The following is a 21,160-nucleotide window of genomic DNA, read 5'->3' on the forward strand; positions in this document are numbered from 1 at the left end:
TCCCAAGACACCTTCGATCATGTTGCAGAACATACCCACCCATGTCATCGCCGGGCCACTGGGGGCCGGCAAGACCAGCCTGATCAGCCACCTGCTGGCGCAACGTCCCGCTGGCGAGCGCTGGGCGGTGCTGATCAACGAATTCGGACAGATCGGTATCGATGCCGCATTGCTGACCCGTGATGCCGATGGTATCGCACTGGGTGAAGTGGCCGGGGGCTGTTTGTGTTGCGTCAACGGTGCACCGTTTCAGGTCGGTCTCGGCCGTTTGTTACGCAAGGCGCGACCGGATCGACTGTTCATCGAGCCGTCCGGGTTGGGGCATCCGGCGCGGTTGCTCCGGCAGTTGCGTGAAGCGCCGTGGCAAGGTGTCCTGAGTGTCCAGCCCTGCGTTCTGGTACTGGACGCCCAGGCGCTGGCTGCTGGCAAGCCGCTCCCGCCGGCGCAACAGGAGGCGTTGAAGTGTGCCGGCCTGTTGCTGATGAACAAGGCCGAACACCTTGATGAAATCGCTCGGCAACGCCTTGTCGCGCAATTGCCGGAACGCCCATTGTATTGGACGCAGCATGCAGCCTTGCCATTGAGCCAATTGCCTGGCCTGGCCGCGCAGGCTGTCGCGGGTGTGGATAACTTCGTGGCGCCAAAGGCGTTGGCGCAGTTGCCGGCGATCTGGACCGATCCGGCGCTACCGATTTGCTTGAGCCAGGCGCAGGAGGACAGCTGGAGCATTGGTTGGCGCTGGCATCCGAGCCAGACCTTTGACACTGACAGGATCGCTCGGTGGCTCGCGGGCCTTGATTGGCGGCGGGCCAAGTTGGTTATCCACAGCGTCGAGGGGTGGGTGTCGGCGAATGCGCTGGATAATGCGGCGCTGGAATGGCGGTCCAGCGAATGGCGCCAGGACTCGCGGATTGAGCTTATTTTCAGTCAGATGCAGGATGTTGAGGTGCTGCAACGAGGACTTGACGGCTGTCGGTTGGGGTGAGGATCAAGAGATTGTCCGAACGCGGCCCGAATCTGCGGCAGCTTCTACAGGGATCGCCAGTTGCGTTAGTTCAAGGCCGCCACTTGGTATGTTCCTGCCGCCACTGGCTCAACTCGATCACCTCGGCACGCGGCTTGGCCACATCGACCACCGTGGCGGTGTCGTCGAATGGCACAGGATAAGGCGCCAGTTCGATCTGTGCGCTGTGTGGGCCGAATTGGGTGATGGTACCGTTGTGGCGGGTTTCGCCGGTTACGGTGAATTCGAAGTTATACACACGGGCCAATCGTCGCCGACCATTGGCATCCTTGATGAACGCTATTTTTTTCAATGCTACGTTGCCATCCAGCAACTCGATCCCAAGCTTGGCGCAATGCTGCTTGACCCGCTCGAGTGCGTGTTCGCGCAAGCCGTGGTTGTGCCATAGCCAGGCAGCCGCGGTAGCGAAAAGCATCAGCACTAGAATATTTCCAAGGGTCAGCATCTACAGGGCGCTCCAACAAGATAGTGTCAGCTTAACTGTGTCGTTGGTCTGTCGTACAGGCTGCGTTTAGTCGCATACTGCGCGGCACGAATTTCAATCGTTTTACGGATAACTTACCGCATGAAACGTACACCCCATCTGCTTGCTATCCAGTCCCACGTGGTGTTCGGTCACGCAGGCAACAGTGCCGCGGTTTTCCCGATGCAGCGGGTCGGGGTGAATGTCTGGCCGCTTAACACCGTGCAGTTTTCCAATCACACCCAATACGGCCAGTGGGCGGGAGACGTATTGGCGCCGCACCAGATTCCCGATCTGGTAGACGGTATCGCGGCCATTGGCGAGCTGGGCAATTGCGATGCGGTGCTGTCCGGTTACCTCGGCAGTGCAGCCCAGGGCAGGGCGATCCTGACGGGTGTGGCGAAGATCAAATCGATCAATCCCAAGGCGTTGTACCTGTGTGACCCGGTGATGGGCCATCCGGAGAAGGGTTGCAGCGTACCGGCGGAAGTCAGCGATTTCCTGCTGGAGGAGGCCACCAGCGTGGCCGATTTCATGTGCCCCAATCAACTGGAGCTCGACAGCTTCTCGGGGCGCAAGCCGCAGTCGCTGTTCGATTGCCTGGCGATGGCGCGGGCACTGCTGGCACGCGGGCCGAAGGCGGTGTTGGTCAAGCACCTGGATTATCCCGGCAAAAAAACCGATGTCTTTGAGATGTTGCTGGTGACGGCCGAAGGCAGTTGGCACCTGCAGCGGCCGCTGCTGGCGTTTCCGCGTCAGCCGGTGGGTGTTGGCGACCTGACGTCCGGGTTGTTCCTGGCCCGCGTCCTGCTGGGCGATAGCTTGGTGGCAGCTTTCGAATTCGCCGCGTCGGCGGTGCATGAAGTGTTGCTGGAGACCCAGGCCTGCGCCAGTTACGAAATGGAATTGGTTCGGGCTCAGGACCGGATCACCCATCCGCGCGTGCGGTTCGAGGCCACGCCGATCAGTTTGTAGTTCCAGTTACGGCGAAAAGATCGCAGCCTGCGGCAGCTTCTACAGAGGCTGCGATCTTTTGCTTCAAGCGTCGCCCTTGATTTCCTGATAACGCTTTTCCAGCTCCTGACGAATCTGACGACGTTGCTGGGCCTGGATATAACGGCGCTTGTCTTCACTGTTTTGAGGTTGCAGTGGCGGCACCGGGGCGGGCTTGCGCTGGTCATCCACGGCGACCATGGTGAAGAAGCAGCTGTTGGTATGGCGTACCGAGCGCTCACGGATATTCTCGGTCACCACCTTGATGCCCACCTCCATGGAGGTGTTGCCGGTGTAATTGACCGACGCCAGGAAGGTCACCAGTTCACCGACATGGATCGGCTCGCGGAAAATCACCTGGTCTACCGACAAGGTCACCACATAGCGGCCGGCATAGCGGCTGGCGCAGGCGTAGGCCACTTCGTCGAGGTATTTGAGCAGGGTGCCACCATGAACATTGCCAGAGAAATTGGCCATGTCGGGGGTCATCAATACTGTCATCGACAGCTGGGCGTTTCCGGGTTCCATAGCGTTCTCACGGGTCAAGGCAAGGTTTGAGGGACGCACCTCTGCGGGCGCTTCAGCGGTTTTTTCAAACCAACAGATATCGGGACGCCGCGCGGGCGGCCGCCGTCACGCCTGATCGATCTGTTTCCATATATTGCACCGCCTTTTCGCCGTAAGTCGCGGTGTTACCCTGCAAAAGCCCGGACCCAGGGAAAAGTCCTACACGCAAAGCAGACTTTTACGCTGCTCGAATCGGACGCTTCGCCGCGTCCGATGATTAAGCCAATGCACCCAAGGAGCCCACGCCATGCATGCCATCAGTTTTATTCAGGATCTGGCAGTGATCATGTTGGTTGCGGGCGTGGTGACCGTACTTTTCCATCGGTTCAAGCAACCGGTGGTGCTGGGCTACATTGTGGCCGGCTTCATTATTGGCCCGCACACTCCGCCATTCGGCCTGATCCACGACGAAGAAACCATCAAGACCCTGGCGGAGCTGGGGGTGATTTTCCTTATGTTCTGCCTGGGCCTGGAGTTCAGCCTGCGCAAGCTGTTCAAGGTCGGTGCCACAGCGTTTATCGCGGCGTTTCTGGAAATCGTTCTGATGATCTGGATCGGCTACGAAATCGGCCGCTGGTTCGATTGGAACACGATGGACTCGCTATTTCTCGGGGCGATCCTGGCCATTTCCTCGACCACCATCATCGTCAAGGCACTCAATGACCTGAAGATGAAAAACCAGCGCTTTGCGCAGCTGATATTCGGCGTACTGATCGTCGAAGACATCCTCGGTATCGGCATCATCGCCTTGCTGTCCAGTATCGCGGTCAGCGGCACGGTCAGTTCGGGCGAAGTGTTCTCCACTGTCGGCAAGCTTTCGCTGTTCATGATCGTCGCGCTGGTCATTGGCATCTTGCTGGTACCGCGGTTGCTGGCCTACGTGGCCAAATTCGAAAGCAACGAAATGCTGTTGATCACCGTGCTGGGCTTGTGTTTTGGATTCTGCCTGCTGGTGGTCAAGCTTGAATACAGCATGGTGCTCGGTGCGTTCCTGATTGGCGCGATCATGGCTGAGTCGCGTCAGTTGCTGAAAATTGAGCGCTTGATCGAACCGGTTCGCGATTTGTTCAGCGCGATCTTCTTCGTGGCGATCGGGTTGATGCTCGACCCGATGATTTTGCTGCAATACGCCTGGCCAATTGCGGTGATCACCGTGGCGGTGGTGCTCGGCAAGATGCTGTCCTGCGGCCTTGGCGCCTTTATCGCCGGCAATGACGGACGAACTTCGCTTCGCGTCGGGATGGGGCTGTCGCAGATTGGCGAATTCTCTTTCATCATTGCATCGCTGGGCATGACCCTGCAGGTCACCAGCAACTTCCTTTATCCGGTGGCCGTGGCGGTTTCGGTGCTCACCACGCTAATGACGCCCTATCTGATCCGCGCGGCCGACCCGCTGTCGATAAAACTGGCCGCGGTGATGCCGCAACGGCTGGCTCGTGTGTTGGGGATGTATGGCGAATGGCTGCGCAGTATTTCGCCGCAGGGCGAGGGTGCGTTGCTGGCTTCGATGATTCGGCGGATTTTGCTGCAGGTGGGGGTCAATCTGGCGTTGGTGATTGCGATCTTCTTCGCCGGCGCTTACTTTGCCGAAGGCATGTCTACCTATCTGCAAGACTGGATCAGTGATTCGAGCTGGCAGAAAGCGCTGATCTGGGGTGGCGCGCTGCTGCTGTCGCTGCCTTTCCTGATTGCCGCGTATCGCAAGCTCAAGGCGTTGTCGATGTTGCTGGCGGAAATGGGCGTCAAACCGGAGATGGCGGGTCGTCACACGCAGCGAGTGCGCCGGGTGATCTCCGAAGTGATCCCGATCCTCTCGCTGCTGGTGATTTTCCTGCTGCTGGCAGCCTTGTCGGCCAGTATTCTGCCGACCAACAAGTTGCTGGTCCTGATCGCCGTGGTCGCGGCCGCCGTAGCGGCGTTGCTCTGGCGCTGGTTCATCCGAGTGCACACACGGATGCAGGTGGCCTTGCTCGATACCCTGGAAAACCACAAGGATTCGCCGGGGCATTGATCATGTGGGGGACGTCGAACGGCTCAGCTTTCCAGCCAGACGTCCCGCGCCCAGTGCCATACCGATTCCCAGGTTTCTTCGGCGATCAGCTCTTCTTCGGCCTGCCAAAGCACTACGGTGCCGTCTTCTTCGACGCAGTAGTAGTCGTCGCCGTCCTGGCAGATCGGGATCAGGCTGCGATCGACGCCTGCATCCCAGGCGTTGGCGGCAACGTCGGGCAGGTAAGTGTGGGATTGCGGGTCCGTGACGGTGACGGGCTCCAGGCTGCCATAGACCACGTCGCTGACAGTCAGCAGGAACTCCCTGAAGACGAACGGAATGTCGATGAACAGTTGTTCTTCGATTTCCACCAGCAGATCTTCGTCGGGCAACTCCAAGGGGACCGGTACCGGTTCGTTGGCTTCACGCAGTTGTTCGATGATTTCTTCCACGTCCGGGATCCTCTTGCTTGTATGGCGCGGTTTATATGGGGCGGTTTATACAGTAGCTCGCTATAGATGCAACCGCGAAATAGAAAACCCCAGCCGAGGCTGGGGTTTTTATTACAGCAAGTGAAGCGCGGAGGGGAATCAGCCGTTCTGGCGGATACCAGCCACCAGCCAAGGCTGGTTTTCGCCCTGTGCACGTTCCATGTTCCAGCTTTCGCTGAACACTTCGCCCTGGTCGAAACGCGAGGTCTTCGACACGCCGCTGAAGGTCAGGGTGGCGATGGTCTTGTCGGCACGGTCTTCTACGCCGTCCAGTTGCACATTGAGGTTATCAATGTAGGTGGACTGGAAGCCGTCACCCAGGTCAGCACGTTCGCGCTTGAGGAACTCCAGCATTTGCGGGGTTACGAACTCGGCGATCTTGTCCATTTCGTTCGCGTCCCAGTGTTGCTGCAGGGACTGGAAGTGATTGCGCGCAGCTTCGATGAAGTTGTGTTCGTTGAACCAGGCCGGAGCGTTGATTACCGGACGAGCGGCAACCGGTGCTGCCGCGCCACCGAAGATCGAACCGCCAGCAGGCTTCTGTTCGAACGCTTCACGCTGCATCGGCGCGTAGCCTGCAGGAGCCATTTGCGGCTGCTGCTTGCGACGACGAGCGGCGATGAAGCGGAAGACCAGGAACGCGATGACCGCCATGATCAGGATGTCGAAGATCTGCATGCCCTGGAAACCGTCGCCCATGAACATGGATGCCAGCAGGCCGCCAGCGGCGATGCCGGCCAGAGGGCCGAGCCAGCGCGAAGCGCCACCGGCCTTGGCTGCAGCGCCAGCGGCACCGGCTGCACCAGCGGTCGCTGCAGCGCCGCCCATGCCTGGAGAAGAAGGAGCCATCTGGCTGGTCTGGTGCGTCGGCGCAGCGCCTGCGCTTTTGCCACCACCAAAGCGCTTGGCGGCATTGGCGTCGAGGCTCATCGTCAAGCCGATGCACAACGCCATGGCGATGCTAAGAAAACGTTTCATAAAGGGAATTCCCATTTGTGGAAGGCACGCGCGCCATGTTGCACAGCTGAAGTGTTACTGGCTAGCGGCAGAGTGTTTCGAGCTTTTGCCTGACAGGTTGCATTCAGCTTCAGTCAGTGCAATAGGGCTTGTTAACTTTGGTCTGTAGGAAAAGTGGATAAGTTCTGTAAGAAGGATGTCTATCGTCGCAGCGCGAGCATGATGACGCCCGCCGTGATCAGGCCGACCCCACTCCACTGGCGCAGATCAAGCTTCTCACCCAGCAGGACCACGCCGAGCACGGCCACCAACACCACGCTGAGTTTGTCCACGGGGGCGACCAGTGAGGCCGGGCCGACCTTGAGTGCACGGAAATAGCAAATCCACGACGCACCGGTGGCAAGGCCCGACAACAACAGGAACACGTAGCTCCTGGCAGAGATCGATCCTAAAGACTGATATTGGCCCGTGGCGTACAAAATCAAGGCCAGGCTGATCAGCACCACGACCGTGCGCAAAAGGGTAGCGAAGTCTGAATTGACGTTTTCGACGCCGATCTTCGCAAAAATGGCGGTCATTGCCGCGAATACAGCGGATAAAAGAGCCCAGAATGTCCAGGAAGAAAAGAAACCTGAGCCCATGAGTCGTTTCCTTTCAGTTCAGTCGATGCATAACCCTGTGGGAGCGGGCTTGCTCGCGAATGCGGTGGATCAGTCACTATCAATGTCGACTGACCTGACGCTTTCGCGAGCAAGTCGAATCGTCGCACCGCCGCTCCCACATTGGTCCGCTGGCGGTCTTTAGATCGCTTCCAGCTTGGCATACCCCAGCATCAGCCACTTGCTGCCTTCGCTGAAGTTAACCTGCACCCGAGCCGCCGCTCCGGCGCCTTCGAAGTTGAGAATCACGCCATCACCGAAGATTGAGTGGCGTACAGTCTGGCCCAGGCTGAAGCCGGTCTGCGGAATCTCGCTGCCGCTGAACAGGTTGCTGCCGCTCATCGACTGATTGCCGCCGTACGGCCGGCTGACGCTGTTGGAAAGCCGTACTTCCTGAATCAGGCCCTTGGGCACTTCGCGTACGAACCGCGAAACCTTGTTGTAGGTTTCGCTGCCGTAGAGGCGTCGGGTTTCGGCATAGGTCATCACCAGGTTCTGCATGGCCCGAGTGATGCCGACATAGGCCAGGCGACGTTCTTCCTCGAGACGGCCGGGCTCTTCCAGGCTCATCTTGTGCGGGAACAGGCCTTCTTCCATGCCCACCAGGAACACATAGGGAAATTCCAGGCCCTTGGCGCTGTGCAGGGTCATCAATTGAATGCTGTCTTCGTGTTCGTCGGCCTGGGTATCGCCGGCTTCCAGCGAGGCGTGACCGAGGAAGGCCGCCAGTGGCGTCAGGTCCTCGTCCTCTTCGCTGTTTTCGAAGTTGCGCGCCGCGCTGACCAGTTCCTCAAGGTTTTCTACCCTGGCCTGGCCCTTCTCGCCTTTTTCCGCTTCGTGATAGGCGATCAGCCCCGACTGTTCGATAACGGTCTGGGTCATCAGGTGCAACGGCATTTCCATGCACTTGGCGGCGAGGTTCTCGATCAACTCGACAAACGCGCCCAGCGCGCCGGCTGCGCGACCGGTAACGCCTTTATTGGCCACCAGCTGACGCATCGCTTCCCACATCGACACATCGCTGTGGCGGGCGTGATCGCGGATCGCTTCGACGGTTTTCTCGCCAATGCCCCGGGCTGGCACGTTGATCACCCGTTCCAGTGCGGCATCGTTGCCACGGCCTTCGAGCAAGCGCAGGTAAGCCATGGCGTTCTTGATTTCAGCACGTTCGAAGAAGCGCTGGCCGCCGTAGATGCGGTAAGGAATGCGCTCGCGCAGCAAGGCTTCTTCCAACACGCGCGATTGGGCGTTGGAACGGTACAGAATCGCGATATCGCTGCGAGCCAAGCCGGTTTTCAGCGCACTTTCGATGGTTTCGACAACGTAGCGAGCTTCGTCGTGTTCGTTGAACGCGGCGTACAGGTTGATCGCTTCGCCGTCGCCGCCGTCGGTCCACAACTCTTTGCCCAAACGCCCGGTATTGTTGGCGATCAAGGCGTTGGCGGCCTTGAGGATGCCGGCGGTGGAGCGATAATTCTGCTCCAGGCGAATGGTTTCGGCGTCCGGGAAGTCTTCGGAGTACTGGTAGATGTTCTCGATTTTCGCGCCACGCCAGCCATAGATCGACTGGTCGTCGTCGCCGACCACCATCAGGCTGTCGCCACCTTTGGCCAGCAGGCGCAACCAGGCGTACTGCACGGCGTTGGTGTCCTGGAACTCGTCCACCAGAATGTGCCGGAAGCGCTTCTGATAGTGCGCCAGCAAGCCAGGGTGATCGCGCCACAGGTCGAGGGCGCGCAGCAGCAATTCGGAGAAGTCGATAACACCGGCGCGCAGGCACGCGGCCTCGTAAGCCTCATAAATGCTGCGCATGGTCGCCAGGAACAGGTCGCCGCTGGCTTGAATGTGTTGCGGGCGCAGGCCTTCGTCTTTCTGCCCGTTGATGAACCACTGGGCCTGACGGGCTGGCCAGCGCTGTTCGTCCAGGCCGAGCTCGCGGATCACCCGCTTGACCAGGCGTTGCTGGTCGTCGCTGTCGAGAATCTGGAAGGTCTGGCTCAGGCCGGCTTCCTGCCAGTGCGCCCGCAGCAAGCGGTGCGCCAGGCCGTGGAAGGTGCCGACCCACATGCCGGCCGGGTTGATACCCATCAGTTGCTCGATGCGATGGCGCATCTCGGCAGCAGCCTTGTTGGTGAAGGTCACCGACAGGATGGAGTGGGGCGAGGCGTTTTCGACCTGGATCAACCAGGCGATACGGTGCACCAGCACTCGGGTTTTACCGGAACCAGCACCGGCCAGGACCAACTGACGACCCACGGGGGCAGCTACGGCCTGGCGTTGGGCATCGTTGAGAGAATTCAGCAGAAGGGAGAGATCATCGCGCATCGGGCCATTCTAGGGGGCCGCGTCACCCCGGGCAAACCCCGCTTCGTTTTAGCCGATGAAAGTTACGCAAGGGACGACCGGTCAGTCATCGGCTGCAATCGTTTGCCGTGCCTGTTTGACGGCATTTTGCCACTCCTGGCGGCTGATACTTTGGTCTGTTTTTTGACAGGGAGCAGTTTGGTCCGGGCATTGGCTTGTGTATGCTCCGTCGACGTTTCGGGCACATGCTCATCATTATAAGAACAAGAACACTGCCTATGAACCTCAGCTTCGACCTGTCGGGCCCTACTGTGGAGCCCCGGGTTATTCGTAAACAATACGCCATGGAAATGGCGGTCGAACGCACGCGTCTGTTGTATCAGGGTTCCTTGCTGCCCACGCTGTTCATGTTGATCAATGGCCTGGTCTGCGCCGGATTGCTCTGGAGTCCGCAGCGCTACTTCCTGGTCAGTGTCTGGCTGGTGTGGTTACTGTCGCTGGTGGCATTGCGGGTGATCCAGGTGGCGGCCTTCGATTCGGCGATTCCCAACCGCCAGGCTCATCCGATCTGGCGGCGCATGTTTTTACTGGGCTCGGGCCTCACGGGCCTGACCCTGGCTGGCGCCGGTATTGCTCTGGTGCCCGCCGATAACTTCATTCAACAAGCCTGGGTCTTTGGCCTGATCGGCGCTGCGGCGCTGTCTGCCAGTGTGGCCTATGCGGTGAGTTTGCCGGCGTTCCTGTCCTTCACCTTACCCTGCCTGTTGCCGGCCATTGCCTATATGTTCTGGGGTGGGGACGAACACGGTTGGGGCTGGTTCGGCTTGATTTTGCTGGGTGCGCTGAGTGTGGTCGCCTGGCAAGTGAACCGGCTGATCGATCGCGGCCTGTTGCGACGCTTCCAGAATCAGGCGCTGATCGAGAACCTGCAGCAGGCGCAGAACTGCAGCGACCAGCTCAATCAGAAGCTGGCCAGGGAAATCGATCAGCGTCGGCGTGCCGAAGACGAATTACGCGAAATCCAGGTTGACCTGGAAAACCGTGTCGCCCAGCGCAGTCTGGAGCTGGACGCGGCCAACCAGGCGCTGAGCAAGAGTGAGGCGCGCCTGGCACTGGCACTGAAGGCTAGCGCACTGGGGTTGTGGGACTGGAACCTGCAAACCGACGAAGTTCATCACACGCAGATCCAGGAATTGTTCGGCCTGGAGCCGGACCAGGTGACGGCATTATTGCGCCACCTCAAACCGCGCCTGCATCCCGATGACCTTCCTGCACTGAAGAGGGCGTTGGTCGAGCATTTGAAGGGGCGCACCGAGGATTACCAGATCGAATACCGGGTGCGGCATGGCGATGGCCATTGGGTGTGGATCGAGGACCGCGGACGGGCGGTGGAACGCGCCGACAACGGTCGGGTGATTCGCATGGTGGGCACGCGGCGCGATATCAGTGTCAGCAAGGTCCAGGAAGAGCAACTGCAACTGGCGGCGACCGTGTTCGAGGCCGCCAGCGAAGGCATTGTGATTTTCGATCCGAATTATGCCGTGATCGCGGTCAACCAGGCCTTCAGCCGGGTCACCGGCTATGAAATCGAGGAGATTCTCGGACGTAACGTGGTCGAGTTGCCCTGCAGTCGCGATGCGCGCCGGCATTACGGTGCTATCCATTTAACCTTGGAGCAGCACGGCAATTGGCAGGGTGAGCTGGTGGAAACCCGCAAGAATGGCGAGATGTATCCGCAATGGCTGCAATTGACCGCCGTACGCGATACTCGGGGAAATGTCAGTCATATCGTGGGCTTCTTCGCGGATCTCTCGGCACGGCGAGAGTCCGAAGAACGCATGCGCTACCTGACCCATTACGACGAACTCACGGGGTTGGCCAATCGCTCGATGTTCCGCGAACGACTAAGTGAGGCGCATCAGCGGGTGCGCCAGGGCGGTTATCGCAGCCTGGCTTTGTTGCACATCAATCTGGATCGCTTCAAGCAGCTCAACGACAGCCTGGGTCATGAGGTGGCCGATCAGCTATTGCAGAAAATGGCCCGGCGCCTGGTCAACGCATTGCCCGAGGCAGACACCATCGCACGCTTGTCCGGCGATGAATTCGCTGTCCTGTTCAATGCCTACGGCAACCTCTCCAGTCTGGCGCGAGTGGCGACTCGCTTGTCGGCCAAATTGCGCGTGCCGGTGACCGTCGACGGTCATGAGCTGGTGGTCAGCGCATCCATGGGTATCAGCCTGTTGCCGGACAACGCCCGGGAAATATCCGCATTGGTCAGTCAGTCGAACATGGCTATGCAGCACGCCAAGCATTTGGGGGGCAACAATTTCCAGTTCTACACCGATAGCTTGCAAGCCAGCACCCTTGAGCGCCTGCAGTTGGAAAATCATTTGCGCAAAGCGGTCGAAGAGAAGCAACTGAAGGTGTTTTACCAACCGAAGCTGTGCCTCGCCACGGGCAAGCTCAATGCTGCCGAGGCCTTGGTGCGTTGGGACCACCCGACCATGGGACGTGTGCCGCCGGGGGATTTCATTGGCTTGGCAGAGGAGACCGGTTTGATCGGCCCAATCGGCGAGTTCGTCTTGCGCCAGGCCTGCTGGCAAGCCTGCGAGTGGCAGCGCCTGGGGCTTGAAGGAATTCGGGTGTCGGTCAATCTGTCGGTGCACCAATTGCGTCAGGGCAAACTGGTTAGCCTGGTGCGTCAGGTCCTGGAAGAAACCGGACTGGCGCCGCATTACCTGGAGCTGGAACTGACCGAGAGCCAGTTACTCGACAGCGTCGAGCACATTATCGCGACGTTCCAGCAACTGCGTGATTTGGGCGTGACGCTGGCGATCGACGATTTCGGCACCGGGTATTCGTCGCTGAGCTACCTCAAGCGTATCCCGGTGGATTACGTGAAGATCGATCAGGCATTTATCCGGGGCCTGGGAGAGGGTACGGCAGACGCGGCGATCACCCGGGCAATCATTGCGATGGCGCACGGCTTGAAATTGAAAGTGGTGGCAGAAGGCGTGGAACGGGTGGAGCAGCTTGAATTTTTGAAAGCTGAGCGCTGCGATGAAGTGCAGGGCTATCTGATCAGCCGGCCGGTTGAGGCCGAGGCCCTGGCGGGGTTGCTGCAAGTACAAGGTGTAAGTTGATCGACGAGGTTTTCCGCCAGACACCTGATGTATCTGGCGGAAAGTTTTAAAGCGTGTGAAACCGGCTGATGGGTAAGCTTTGATGTATCAGGCCAGCTCCCCACACAAGTCCAGTTCAACTAGCCGCCGGACCTCAGCGGGTTCAAGTCCTGCCCCCAGCAAACCATGCAGCTTGCCGAACGCCGCTTCACGGGTCATGCCGCCACCTGAAAGCACACCGGCCACCCGCAAACGACTGCCCGCCTCATACACGTCCAGCTCTACGCCACCTTCGTGGCACTGCGTGACTGCCACCACCACGACGCCCACGTCCCGCGCCCGTTCCAGGCTGGCGAGGAACCCCGGATTGTCGCTCGGCCCGGTACCGCTGCCGTAGCATTCCAGCACCAGGCCCTGAATACCGCTGGCGATCAGGCCATCGAGTATTTCGGCGCCGATGCCGGGAAACAGCGGTAACACTGCAACGTTCACCTGTTGCCGGGCCTGGTTGTAATGCAGTTGCGCCGGAATCGAAGACGCTTTCGCACCACCACCCTGACGTTCCAGTCGCTTGAACGGATGACGCCCGAAACTGCGCACTTTCGCGCAATGGGTTGGGTCCAGCAATTCACCGTGGAAGTACAAGTGCACACCCGGAGCCAGGCCCTGGCCCAAAGCAACCAGCGCGCCGCCGAGGTTTTCCCAGGCATCGCTGTCGGTCACGCCGGCCGGCAACATCGAGCCGGTAAAGCAAACGCGCGCGTGCAGGCCGAGCAATTGAAAGCTCATGGCGGCGGCGCTGTAGGCGAGGGTGTCGGTGCCGTGCAGGATCAACACGCTGTCGCAACCTTGCACGTCCACGGCATCGACCACTGCTTCACGCAATTGCTGCCAATACGCCGGGGTCATGTTGGCGCTGTCGATCAGCGGCGACATTTCGCGAAAGCGCCATTGCGGTACCACGAGATCAGGCTGGCTGTGCAGGTACTCACGCATCCGCGCTTCGAAACCGGACGCCGGCGCCAGGCCGTGGGCACTGGCTTGCATGCCGATGGTGCCGCCCGTGTAGAGCACCATGACGTGCTGGGCGGCAGGGTAGGTCGAGGAATTCATGGGGGGCTCCGAGAACGATGATTTCCTGTGGGAGCGGGCTTGTTCGCGAAGAGGGAGTGTCAGGCGCCATTAGTGCTGTCTGATACACCGCTTTCGCGAGCAAGCCCGCTCCCACATGGGGTTTCGCACTTTAACCGATCAGCGTTGTGCTGCGGTCACGCCTTGCGGCTCGCTCAGAGCTTGGGCAGGGACTGGCGGATTGGCTGGCCAGGCCTGGCGATCCAGATCCAGGTCGGGGAACTTGCTCGAATCGAACACCGGGGTCTTGATGCCGGCGGCACGCTGGTCATCGTAGTCACGCAGGATGCGCATGCCGACCTTGAACAGCAGGAACAGCGCAATCAGGTTGACGAACGCCAGCATCGTCATGGTGATGTCGGCAAAGGCGAATACGGTCCCGAGGTTTTCGATGGCGCCCCAGAAGATCAGCACCAGAACCAGCGCACGGTAGCCCATCAGTGCCTTGCGGTTTTCACCGATCAAAAAGCGCAGGTTGCTCTCGCCCAGATAGTAGTTGTAGAGGATCGAGGTGAACACGAACAACGCCAGCGCCACGGAAATGAACATCCGGCCCCAGTCACCGACCACGGCAGCCAGGGAGTTCTGGGTCAGGGCGATACCATCGCCTTCGAAGCCCGGGGTGTAGAAACCCGAGAGCAGGATCAGCAGGGCCGTGCAGGTGCAGATCACGAAGGTGTCGAGGAACACACTGAACGCTTGAACCACGCCTTGGGCGACGGGGTGCTCGACCGAGGCCACCGCGGCCACGTTCGGCGCGCTGCCCAAGCCCGCTTCGTTGGCGAATACGCCACGTTTAACGCCCATGATGATCGCGCTGCCGATCAGTCCGCCAAATGCCTGGTCGAGGCCGAAGGCGCTTTTCACGATGGTCATCAGCATGCCCGGTACCTGATCGAACTGCAGCACGATCACGTAGATGGTCACGCCGATGTACACCAGGGTTTTCACTGGCACCAGCAGGTCGGCGACCTTGGCGATGCGCTTGATCCCGCCGATGAACACCAGGCCCAGCAGAACGGCAAGGCCAAGACCGGTCCAGGTGGTGTCGAGGCCGAAAGCGTTGTTCAGCGAATGGGTCACGGCATGGGATTGCAGGCCGTTGAAGGCGAAGCCGAAGGTGATCAGCAGCAGGAACGCCATGATCATTCCCAACCAGCGCTTCTGCAGGCCGTGCTGGATGTAATAGGACGGACCGCCACGGAAGGTGCCGTCGGAATCAGTGCGTTTGTAGAGTTGGCCGAGGGAGCATTCAAAGAAGCTGCTGGACATGCCGACCAGTGCGGTCACCCACATCCAGAACACGGCACCGGGGCCGCCCAGTGTCACGGCAATACCGACACCGGCGATGTTGCCTGCGCCGACACGGCCGGCAAGGCTGAGCATCAGGGCCTGGAACGAGCTGAGTTGCCCAGCGCTGCTTTTGAGGCTGTCCCGGAACACCGCGAACATGTGGAAGAAGTGACGCAATTGAACGAAACGCGAGCGGATCGTGAAGTAGCTACCGAGCCCGACAATGAGCACGATCAGTACTTTCCCTGAGAGGAAGTCGTTAATGACTTCGAGCATGGTTATTCCTCGCTGTTTTTTGTGTAGGCAGATGCTGGCCAGGAAGAAACATCGTGTTACATCCGTTCGCGCACGGCATAACGGATCAGGCGAAGTTCGTCCCGGATTCATATCGCGGGTTTGTTGTTAGTTCGGGTTTCGCATGGGTTGTGGCCTCGCTACCGACGACCGCTCACGCGAAGAGGGGCGGCACTATACCGATGACAGTGCCGTCCGTCTGCACGGTTGTGGTGCATGTAGCGAAACGAGGGTGTTGCTTTTGTAGGAGCAAGGCTTGCCCCAACAGATGACGCGGTACTGCAAAAAGTTAAAAAAAAGGGCTTGGAGAGAAATCTCCAAGCCCTCAAAAGGTGAGAGGTGTCTAGTCCCTCGACCTGGTGAGCGGTGCTACAGCGTTGGTTAAGCCTTCAGAGGCACCAGACGCGGGGCAATCATGTTTTCCGGGCGCAGGATGTCGGCGAGCATGGCGTCGTCGAGCAGACCTTCTTCGCGCACCAGTTCCAGCACGCCGCGGCCGCTTTCGAGGGCGATACGGGCGATACGGGTGGCGTTTTCATAGCCGATGTACGGGTTCAGCGCGGTCACCAGGCCGATCGAGTGCTCGACCAGTTCACGGCAACGTTCTTCGTTGGCGGTGATGCCGGTGATGCAGTGCTCGCGCAGCATGTCCATGGCGCGTTGCAACAGGCGGATCGAGTCGAAGATCTTGAAGGCGATCAGCGGCTCCATCACGTTCAGTTGCAGCTGGCCGCCTTCGGCTGCGATGGTCAGGGCCAAGTCGTTGCCGATGATCTGGAACGCTACCTGATTCACGGCTTCCGGGATTACCGGGTTGACCTTGCCTGGCATGATCGAGCTGCCTGGCTGACGTGCCGGCAGGTTGATTTCGTTGATGCCGGTGCGTGGGCCGCTGGACAGCAGGCGCAGGTCGTTGCAGATCTTCGACAGCTTGACCGCGGTGCGCTTGAGCATGCCGGAGAACAGCACGAAGGCGCCCATGTCGGAGGTGGCTTCGATCAGGTCGGCTGCCGGTACCAGCGGGTGACCGCTGATGGTGGCCAGGCGCTGAACGGCCAGGTGCTGGTAGCGCGGGTCGGCGTTGATGCCGGTGCCGATTGCGGTACCGCCCAGGTTCACTTCGGTCAGCAGCTCGGGTGCCAAGGTCTTCAGGCGTGCCAGGTCTTCGCCCAAGGTAGTGGCGAACGCACGGAATTCCTGACCGAGGGTCATCGGCACAGCGTCTTGCAGCTGGGTACGGCCCATCTTCAGGACGTGGCTGAATTCTTCACCTTTGGCGGCGAACGACTGGATCAGGCTGTCGAGGCTGGCCAGCAGCGCGTCATGACCCAGCAGCAGACCCAGGCGGATCGCGGTCGGGTAGGCGTCGTTGGTCGACTGTGCCATGTTCACGTCGTTGTTCGGGTGCAGGTACTGGTATTCGCCCTTCTGGTGGCCCATGGCCTCCAGCGCGATGTTGGCGATGACTTCGTTGGCATTCATGTTGGTCGAAGTGCCAGCGCCGCCTTGAATCATGTCCACCACGAATTCTTCGTGGAAATCGCCGCGGATCAGTCGTGCACAGGCTTCGCTGATGGCCGCGTGCTTGGCTTCACTCAAGTGACCCAGCTCGCGGTTGGCGTCAGCGGCGGCTTGCTTGACCATGGCCAGGCCGACTACCAGCTTCGGGTAATGCGAGATCGGAACGCCGGAGAGACGGAAGTTGTTCACCGCTCGCAGGGTCTGGATGCCGTAATACGCTTGAGCCGGTACTTCGAGTACGCCAAGCAGGTCTTTTTCTGTGCGGAATGATGCAGCGGAGGACATGATAGAAATCATCTCAATATGGACCCGGGCTGTGCCGGAACACTGCAAATGCTAGGCTTGTGGAGAATTTTGGGCCAATGCTGTTAAACACTGGCCTATGCACATTCGGCATAATGCCCATGTGACGCCATGTTGACGGCGAGCGTGTGACCTAATTTGGTGCGTGTCCGGGAGGATGTGATGAATCTGGAAAGTAAATGGCTGGAGGACTTCAGTGCCCTGGCCGCCACCCGCAGCTTCTCCCAGGCAGCGGAACGCCGCTTTGTGACTCAACCGGCTTTCAGCCGCCGAATCCGCAGCCTCGAAGCCGCGCTGGGATTGACCCTGGTCAACCGCTCTCGCACGCCGGTCGAGCTGACGGCGGCAGGCCAGTTGTTCCTGGTGACCGCGCGCACCGTGGTCGAGCAGCTCGGTGAGGTGCTGCGACATCTGCATCATCTGGAAGGCGGGCAGGGCGAAGTGATGCAAGTCGCGGCGGCACACTCACTGGCTCTTGGGTTTTTCCCGCGCTGGATCGCGCAACTGCGCAATGAAGGCTTGAACATCGCCACGCGGTTGGTCGCCACCAACGTTGGCGACGCCGTGCATGCCTTGCGCGAGGGCGGTTGTGACTTGATGCTGGCGTTCTATGACCCGGACGCGGCCATGCAGATGGACCCTGAGATTTTTCCTTCCTTGCACCTTGGGCACACCGAAATGCTCCCGGTGTGTGCGGCGGATGAGCAGGGCAAGCCGCTTTTCGATCTTGAGGGCGAGGCCAGCGTGCCGTTGCTGGCGTACAGCGCGGGTGCGTTTCTCGGGCGCTCGGTCAATGGTTTGCTGCGCCAGCGCGCGCTGCGATTTACCACCGTGTATGAGACCGCCATGGCCGATAGCCTCAAGAGCATGGCCCTGGAAGGGCTGGGGATTGCCTGGGTGCCACAGCTGAGTGTGCGCGCCGAGCTGGCGCGCGGAGAATTGGTGGTGTGCGGCGGCCCGCAATGGCATGTGCCGTTGGAGATTCGTCTGTATCGCTGTGCGCTGGTGCGTAAGGCTAATGTGCGATTGTTGTGGCGCAAACTTGAAGGCGGGGCGGCAAGTGGCAATCAGTAACGCCAAGGTAGCGATCAAGTAGCGCGTAGACCAAATTGAATATCAGCTCTTGGTGGCCAGGTAATTGTTGATGTTTTTTCGATTGGCTTCGCTAAAGGTATAACTGTTGCTGCGCAGCTCCAGGCGCTGTGGGGTCATGTAGCTTTCACTCCACCAGCCGTTGTAGTTGATTTCGGAGTCTTCATGCCTGGCACCGAGCAGGTGACCTATTTCATGGCCGATTACCTGGTAGCCATTTACTGATGCAATAGCGAATCTTCCGGCGCTGTACGGTGGCCATACAAGTGCTGCGCCTTCTATATTGCGAGTGAGCCGATCACGGGTTACCAATACAACGAGTCTTATATCGTTCGTGTCGAAACCCTCGGCGCGGTAGGCGTCAAGGTACTTTGAACCAAGGAGTTCCCACTTGCGCAGGGTTGCCATAGTGTCCTCTCCCTTATAGTCAAAGTTGCTGTAAGGAGCGCCAGCACCAAAAACCACACTCACCTTGTGGTCAGTAAAGCTTTCGAGCTCTTTTACTAACGGAAGAAAGTGATCAGCATATATTGAGTCCTTTACATCTTTCGGCACGTCTTCGTGGATGGCTGCATAGATAGTGATTTTTTTCTGTTTTTTTTGCTCGGAAACATTGTTCATTTCTAAATCCTTTTAGAAGACATTTGGTCATTCTCAACTTGAAGATTCAGACTAACTTCAGGGAGACCTGTTTGCGAGTTGCCTTATATTTCTTTCATTTTCAAAACTGCTGCTGGCATCGGTCTCAAGGTCTGACCTGAAGGTCAAATAAGTCAGCCGACAAAAGCAATGACAGATGGTCGAACCAGGGGCTGTATATTGGCTTCATTGAGGTATACTGCGCGGCCTTCGGCCGGTTCGCCTGGCCATAATTCGTACAATCAAGCCACGCATTCTGCGTGGCTTGTTGTTTTTTGATGCGCCTGCGGGCGCCCAGAGAGAAGAGGCACGACGATGAGTGCATTGGTTGGCGTGATCATGGGCTCCAAGTCCGATTGGTCCACCCTTAGCCACACCGCCGATATGCTGGAAAAGCTCGGCATCCCTTACGAGGTGAAAGTGGTCTCTGCCCACCGCACCCCGGACCTGCTGTTCCAGTACGCTGAAGAAGCCGAGGCGCGTGGCATCGAGGTGATCATCGCCGGTGCCGGTGGCGCGGCCCATTTGCCTGGCATGTGTGCGGCCAAGACCCACCTGCCGGTATTGGGCGTGCCGGTGCAATCGGCGATGCTCTCGGGCGTCGATTCGCTGCTCTCCATCGTGCAGATGCCAGCAGGCATTCCGGTCGCCACCCTGGCCATCGGCAAGGCCGGTGCGATCAACGCCGCCCTGCTTTCGGCGAGTATCCTGGGCGCCAAGCACCCGCAGTTCCACGCGGTGCTGAAAACCTTCCGTGCTGAACAGACAGACAGCGTCCTGGAAAATCCAGACCCACGCATCGCCTGAGGTTGTTGACGATGAAGATCGGTGTAATCGGTGGCGGCCAATTGGGTCGCATGTTGGCGCTGGCGGGAACTCCGCTGGGTATGAACTTCGCTTTCCTCGACCCGGCGCCGGACGCGTGTTCCGCCGCGTTGGGCGAGCACCTGCGCGCCGATTACGGCGATCAGGATCACCTGCGTCAGCTGGCCGATGAAGTCGATCTGGTGACCTTTGAGTTCGAGAGCGTCCCGGCGGAAACCGTGGCGTTCCTGTCGCAGTTCGTGCCGGTTTACCCGAGTGCCGAAGCCCTGCGCATCGCTCGTGATCGCTGGTTCGAAAAGAGCATGTTCAAGGACCTGGGCATCCCAACCCCGGCGTTCGCCGATATTCAGTCGCAAGCCGATCTGGACGCCGCCGTGGCTTCCATCGGGCTGCCAGCCGTGTTGAAAACCCGCACCCTGGGTTACGACGGCAAGGGCCAGAAAGTCCTGCGCACACCTGAAGATGTGGTTGGCACTTTCGCCGAGTTGGGCAGCGTGGCTTGCCTGCTGGAAGGTTTCGTACCCTTCACCGGCGAAGTCTCGTTGATCGCCGTGCGCGCCCGCGATGGCGAAACCAGGTTCTATCCGCTGGTACATAACACCCACGACAGTGGCATCCTCAAGCTGTCAGTGGCCAGCACCGATCACCCGTTGCAAGCCTTGGCCGAAGATTACTCCAGCCGTGTGCTCAAGCAGCTGAATTATGTTGGCGTGATGGCGTTCGAATTCTTTGAAGTCGACGGGGGCCTTAAAGCCAACGAAATTGCCCCACGCGTACACAATTCCGGGCACTGGACCACCGAAGGTGCCGAGTGCAGCCAGTTCGAAAACCACCTGCGGGCGGTCGCCGGCCTGCCGCTGGGTTCGACCGCCAAGGTCGGCGAAAGCGCAATGCTGAACTTCATCGGTAAAGTGCCGGAGACCGACAAAGTCCTGGCCATCGCCGATTGCCACCTGCATCACTACGGCAAGGCATTCAAGGTAGGCCGCAAGGTCGGTCACGCCAACTTGCGCTGTGCAGATCGCGAAACGCTGGCCGCACAGATCCTCAAGGTCGAAGCGCTCATCGCCGAGTAAAAACAGTTCATGTGGCAGCGGCGGAACCATTAAGGGACCGCCGTTCTCTCATGGCAGGATGCCAAAGTCTGACTAGGCTTTGGACACTGCCATTTAATCAGAGGGAAATGCCATGGGAATCATCGGAACCATCTTTATCGGCTTGATCGTCGGCCTGCTGGCACGCTTCCTCAAACCGGGCGATGACAGCATGGGTTGGATCATGACCATCCTGCTCGGTATTGGCGGTTCGCTGGCAGCCACCTACGGCGGTCAGGCCCTGGGCCTCTATCAAGCGGGTGAAGGCGCAGGCTTCATCGGCGCACTGGTGGGCGCCGTCATCTTGCTGGTGATCTACGGCTTGATCAAAAAGAACTGATTCAAGCGACAAAGTCCTCTCGGCTGCGCAGCCCGGGAGGACTAGAATGCCCGGCGAT

General features: G+C 59.4%; 18 protein-coding genes. 8 read left to right on the forward strand and 10 right to left on the reverse strand.

All coding sequences use genetic code 11. The features are described from left to right. Positions 1–19 precede the first annotated feature (19 nt). On the forward strand, positions 20–985 hold the full coding sequence (locus tag CGA21_RS00960) for a CobW family GTP-binding protein (RefSeq protein WP_188263361.1): 966 nt from the start codon (positions 20–22) through the stop codon (positions 983–985). 70 nt (positions 986–1,055) lie between these two features. Here the strand turns inward: CGA21_RS00960 and CGA21_RS00965 are convergent, their stop codons facing one another. Then, positions 1,056–1,469, reverse strand: coding sequence for a DUF3301 domain-containing protein (locus CGA21_RS00965; protein ID WP_110748294.1), 414 nt, complete (start codon positions 1,467–1,469; stop codon positions 1,056–1,058). A 120-nt stretch (positions 1,470–1,589) separates the two neighbouring features. Here CGA21_RS00965 and pdxY point away from each other — a divergent pair, with 120 nt between their 5' ends. Continuing rightward, entirely contained in the window at positions 1,590–2,462 is an 873-nt protein-coding gene (gene pdxY / locus CGA21_RS00970) for a pyridoxal kinase PdxY (protein WP_110748291.1), read from the forward strand. Positions 2,463–2,525: 63 nt separating this feature from the next. On the opposite strand, the gene CGA21_RS00975 is transcribed toward pdxY, so the two are convergent. Next, positions 2,526–3,008 (reverse strand): acyl-CoA thioesterase, encoded by a 483-nt coding sequence (locus CGA21_RS00975; protein ID WP_083349923.1) that lies wholly within the window; start codon positions 3,006–3,008, stop codon positions 2,526–2,528. A 286-nt stretch (positions 3,009–3,294) separates the two neighbouring features. Here CGA21_RS00975 and CGA21_RS00980 point away from each other — a divergent pair, with 286 nt between their 5' ends. Further along, positions 3,295–5,058 (forward strand): cation:proton antiporter, encoded by a 1,764-nt coding sequence (locus CGA21_RS00980; RefSeq protein ID WP_179054955.1) that lies wholly within the window; start codon positions 3,295–3,297, stop codon positions 5,056–5,058. 23 nt (positions 5,059–5,081) lie between these two features. On the opposite strand, the gene CGA21_RS00985 is transcribed toward CGA21_RS00980, so the two are convergent. From CGA21_RS00985 to uvrD, 4 genes are all read right to left on the reverse strand, one after another. Further along, entirely contained in the window at positions 5,082–5,489 is a 408-nt protein-coding gene (locus tag CGA21_RS00985) for an SMI1/KNR4 family protein (RefSeq protein WP_003187120.1), read from the reverse strand. Positions 5,490–5,627: 138 nt separating this feature from the next. Continuing rightward, positions 5,628–6,506: a Tim44 domain-containing protein gene (locus CGA21_RS00990; protein ID WP_110748286.1), complete on the reverse strand. Its 879-nt coding sequence runs from the start codon at positions 6,504–6,506 to the stop codon at positions 5,628–5,630. A 179-nt stretch (positions 6,507–6,685) separates the two neighbouring features. After that, positions 6,686–7,126: an EamA family transporter gene (locus CGA21_RS00995; protein WP_110748283.1), complete on the reverse strand. Its 441-nt coding sequence runs from the start codon at positions 7,124–7,126 to the stop codon at positions 6,686–6,688. Positions 7,127–7,285: 159 nt separating this feature from the next. Then, complete coding sequence (gene uvrD, locus CGA21_RS01000) at positions 7,286–9,469, reverse strand: DNA helicase II (protein WP_188263362.1); 2,184 nt, start codon at positions 9,467–9,469, stop codon at positions 7,286–7,288. Positions 9,470–9,726: 257 nt separating this feature from the next. On the opposite strand from uvrD, the gene CGA21_RS01005 reads away from it, so the two are divergent. Then, the gene (locus CGA21_RS01005) at positions 9,727–12,591 is read left to right on the forward strand and encodes an EAL domain-containing protein (RefSeq protein WP_110748277.1); all 2,865 of its coding nucleotides are present in this window, start codon (positions 9,727–9,729) and stop codon (positions 12,589–12,591) included. Positions 12,592–12,678: 87 nt separating this feature from the next. On the opposite strand, the gene CGA21_RS01010 is transcribed toward CGA21_RS01005, so the two are convergent. The 3 genes from CGA21_RS01010 to aspA all read right to left on the reverse strand — a co-directional run bounded on the left by CGA21_RS01010 (position 12,679) and on the right by aspA (position 17,094). Beyond that, positions 12,679–13,683 carry an asparaginase gene (locus tag CGA21_RS01010; RefSeq protein ID WP_188263363.1) on the reverse strand — a complete coding sequence of 335 codons (1,005 nt, stop codon included), beginning with the start codon at positions 13,681–13,683 and terminating at the stop codon, positions 12,679–12,681. Positions 13,684–13,821: 138 nt separating this feature from the next. Beyond that, positions 13,822–15,270 (reverse strand): alanine/glycine:cation symporter family protein, encoded by a 1,449-nt coding sequence (locus tag CGA21_RS01015; RefSeq protein ID WP_110748271.1) that lies wholly within the window; start codon positions 15,268–15,270, stop codon positions 13,822–13,824. 399 nt (positions 15,271–15,669) lie between these two features. Next, positions 15,670–17,094 carry an aspartate ammonia-lyase gene (gene aspA / locus CGA21_RS01020; protein ID WP_020797941.1) on the reverse strand — a complete coding sequence of 475 codons (1,425 nt, stop codon included), beginning with the start codon at positions 17,092–17,094 and terminating at the stop codon, positions 15,670–15,672. A 180-nt stretch (positions 17,095–17,274) separates the two neighbouring features. Between aspA and CGA21_RS01025 the strand changes: the two genes are divergently transcribed. After that, positions 17,275–18,186, forward strand: coding sequence for a LysR substrate-binding domain-containing protein (locus tag CGA21_RS01025; protein WP_110748264.1), 912 nt, complete (start codon positions 17,275–17,277; stop codon positions 18,184–18,186). Positions 18,187–18,228: 42 nt separating this feature from the next. On the opposite strand, the gene CGA21_RS01030 is transcribed toward CGA21_RS01025, so the two are convergent. Continuing rightward, positions 18,229–18,825 carry a reprolysin-like metallopeptidase gene (locus CGA21_RS01030; protein ID WP_110748261.1) on the reverse strand — a complete coding sequence of 199 codons (597 nt, stop codon included), beginning with the start codon at positions 18,823–18,825 and terminating at the stop codon, positions 18,229–18,231. A 333-nt stretch (positions 18,826–19,158) separates the two neighbouring features. On the opposite strand from CGA21_RS01030, the gene purE reads away from it, so the two are divergent. From purE to CGA21_RS01045, 3 genes are all read left to right on the forward strand, one after another. Continuing rightward, on the forward strand, positions 19,159–19,650 hold the full coding sequence (gene purE / locus CGA21_RS01035) for a 5-(carboxyamino)imidazole ribonucleotide mutase (RefSeq protein WP_007971731.1): 492 nt from the start codon (positions 19,159–19,161) through the stop codon (positions 19,648–19,650). Between the two features lie 11 nt (positions 19,651–19,661). After that, positions 19,662–20,744 (forward strand): 5-(carboxyamino)imidazole ribonucleotide synthase, encoded by a 1,083-nt coding sequence (locus CGA21_RS01040; RefSeq protein WP_188263364.1) that lies wholly within the window; start codon positions 19,662–19,664, stop codon positions 20,742–20,744. A 112-nt stretch (positions 20,745–20,856) separates the two neighbouring features. Then, the gene (locus tag CGA21_RS01045; RefSeq protein ID WP_020797938.1) at positions 20,857–21,102 is read left to right on the forward strand and encodes a GlsB/YeaQ/YmgE family stress response membrane protein; all 246 of its coding nucleotides are present in this window, start codon (positions 20,857–20,859) and stop codon (positions 21,100–21,102) included. The last annotated feature ends 58 nt before the right edge of the window (positions 21,103–21,160 follow it).

The organism is Pseudomonas sp. PSB11, from assembly GCF_014596605.1.
GTDB classification, from domain to species: Bacteria; Pseudomonadota; Gammaproteobacteria; order Pseudomonadales; family Pseudomonadaceae; genus Aquipseudomonas; species Aquipseudomonas umsongensis.

Bases quoted from the DNA above. Each gene is read 5' to 3' on its own strand.
- CGA21_RS00960 (WP_188263361.1), top strand. From the start codon at position 20: ATGTTGCAGAACATACCCACCCATGTCATCGCCGGGCCACTGGGGGCC.
- CGA21_RS00965 (WP_110748294.1), bottom strand. From the start codon at position 1,469: ATGCTGACCCTTGGAAATATTCTAGTGCTGATGCTTTTCGCTACCGCG.
- pdxY (WP_110748291.1), top strand. From the start codon at position 1,590: ATGAAACGTACACCCCATCTGCTTGCTATCCAGTCCCACGTGGTGTTC.
- CGA21_RS00975 (WP_083349923.1), bottom strand. From the start codon at position 3,008: ATGGAACCCGGAAACGCCCAGCTGTCGATGACAGTATTGATGACCCCC.
- CGA21_RS00980 (WP_179054955.1), top strand. From the start codon at position 3,295: ATGCATGCCATCAGTTTTATTCAGGATCTGGCAGTGATCATGTTGGTT.
- CGA21_RS00990 (WP_110748286.1), bottom strand. From the start codon at position 6,506: ATGAAACGTTTTCTTAGCATCGCCATGGCGTTGTGCATCGGCTTGACG.
- CGA21_RS00995 (WP_110748283.1), bottom strand. From the start codon at position 7,126: ATGGGCTCAGGTTTCTTTTCTTCCTGGACATTCTGGGCTCTTTTATCC.
- uvrD (WP_188263362.1), bottom strand. From the start codon at position 9,469: ATGCGCGATGATCTCTCCCTTCTGCTGAATTCTCTCAACGATGCCCAA.
- CGA21_RS01005 (WP_110748277.1), top strand. From the start codon at position 9,727: ATGAACCTCAGCTTCGACCTGTCGGGCCCTACTGTGGAGCCCCGGGTT.
- CGA21_RS01010 (WP_188263363.1), bottom strand. From the start codon at position 13,683: ATGAATTCCTCGACCTACCCTGCCGCCCAGCACGTCATGGTGCTCTAC.
- CGA21_RS01015 (WP_110748271.1), bottom strand. From the start codon at position 15,270: ATGCTCGAAGTCATTAACGACTTCCTCTCAGGGAAAGTACTGATCGTG.
- aspA (WP_020797941.1), bottom strand. From the start codon at position 17,094: ATGTCCTCCGCTGCATCATTCCGCACAGAAAAAGACCTGCTTGGCGTA.
- CGA21_RS01025 (WP_110748264.1), top strand. From the start codon at position 17,275: ATGAATCTGGAAAGTAAATGGCTGGAGGACTTCAGTGCCCTGGCCGCC.
- CGA21_RS01030 (WP_110748261.1), bottom strand. From the start codon at position 18,825: ATGAACAATGTTTCCGAGCAAAAAAAACAGAAAAAAATCACTATCTAT.
- purE (WP_007971731.1), top strand. From the start codon at position 19,159: ATGAGTGCATTGGTTGGCGTGATCATGGGCTCCAAGTCCGATTGGTCC.
- CGA21_RS01040 (WP_188263364.1), top strand. From the start codon at position 19,662: ATGAAGATCGGTGTAATCGGTGGCGGCCAATTGGGTCGCATGTTGGCG.
- CGA21_RS01045 (WP_020797938.1), top strand. From the start codon at position 20,857: ATGGGAATCATCGGAACCATCTTTATCGGCTTGATCGTCGGCCTGCTG.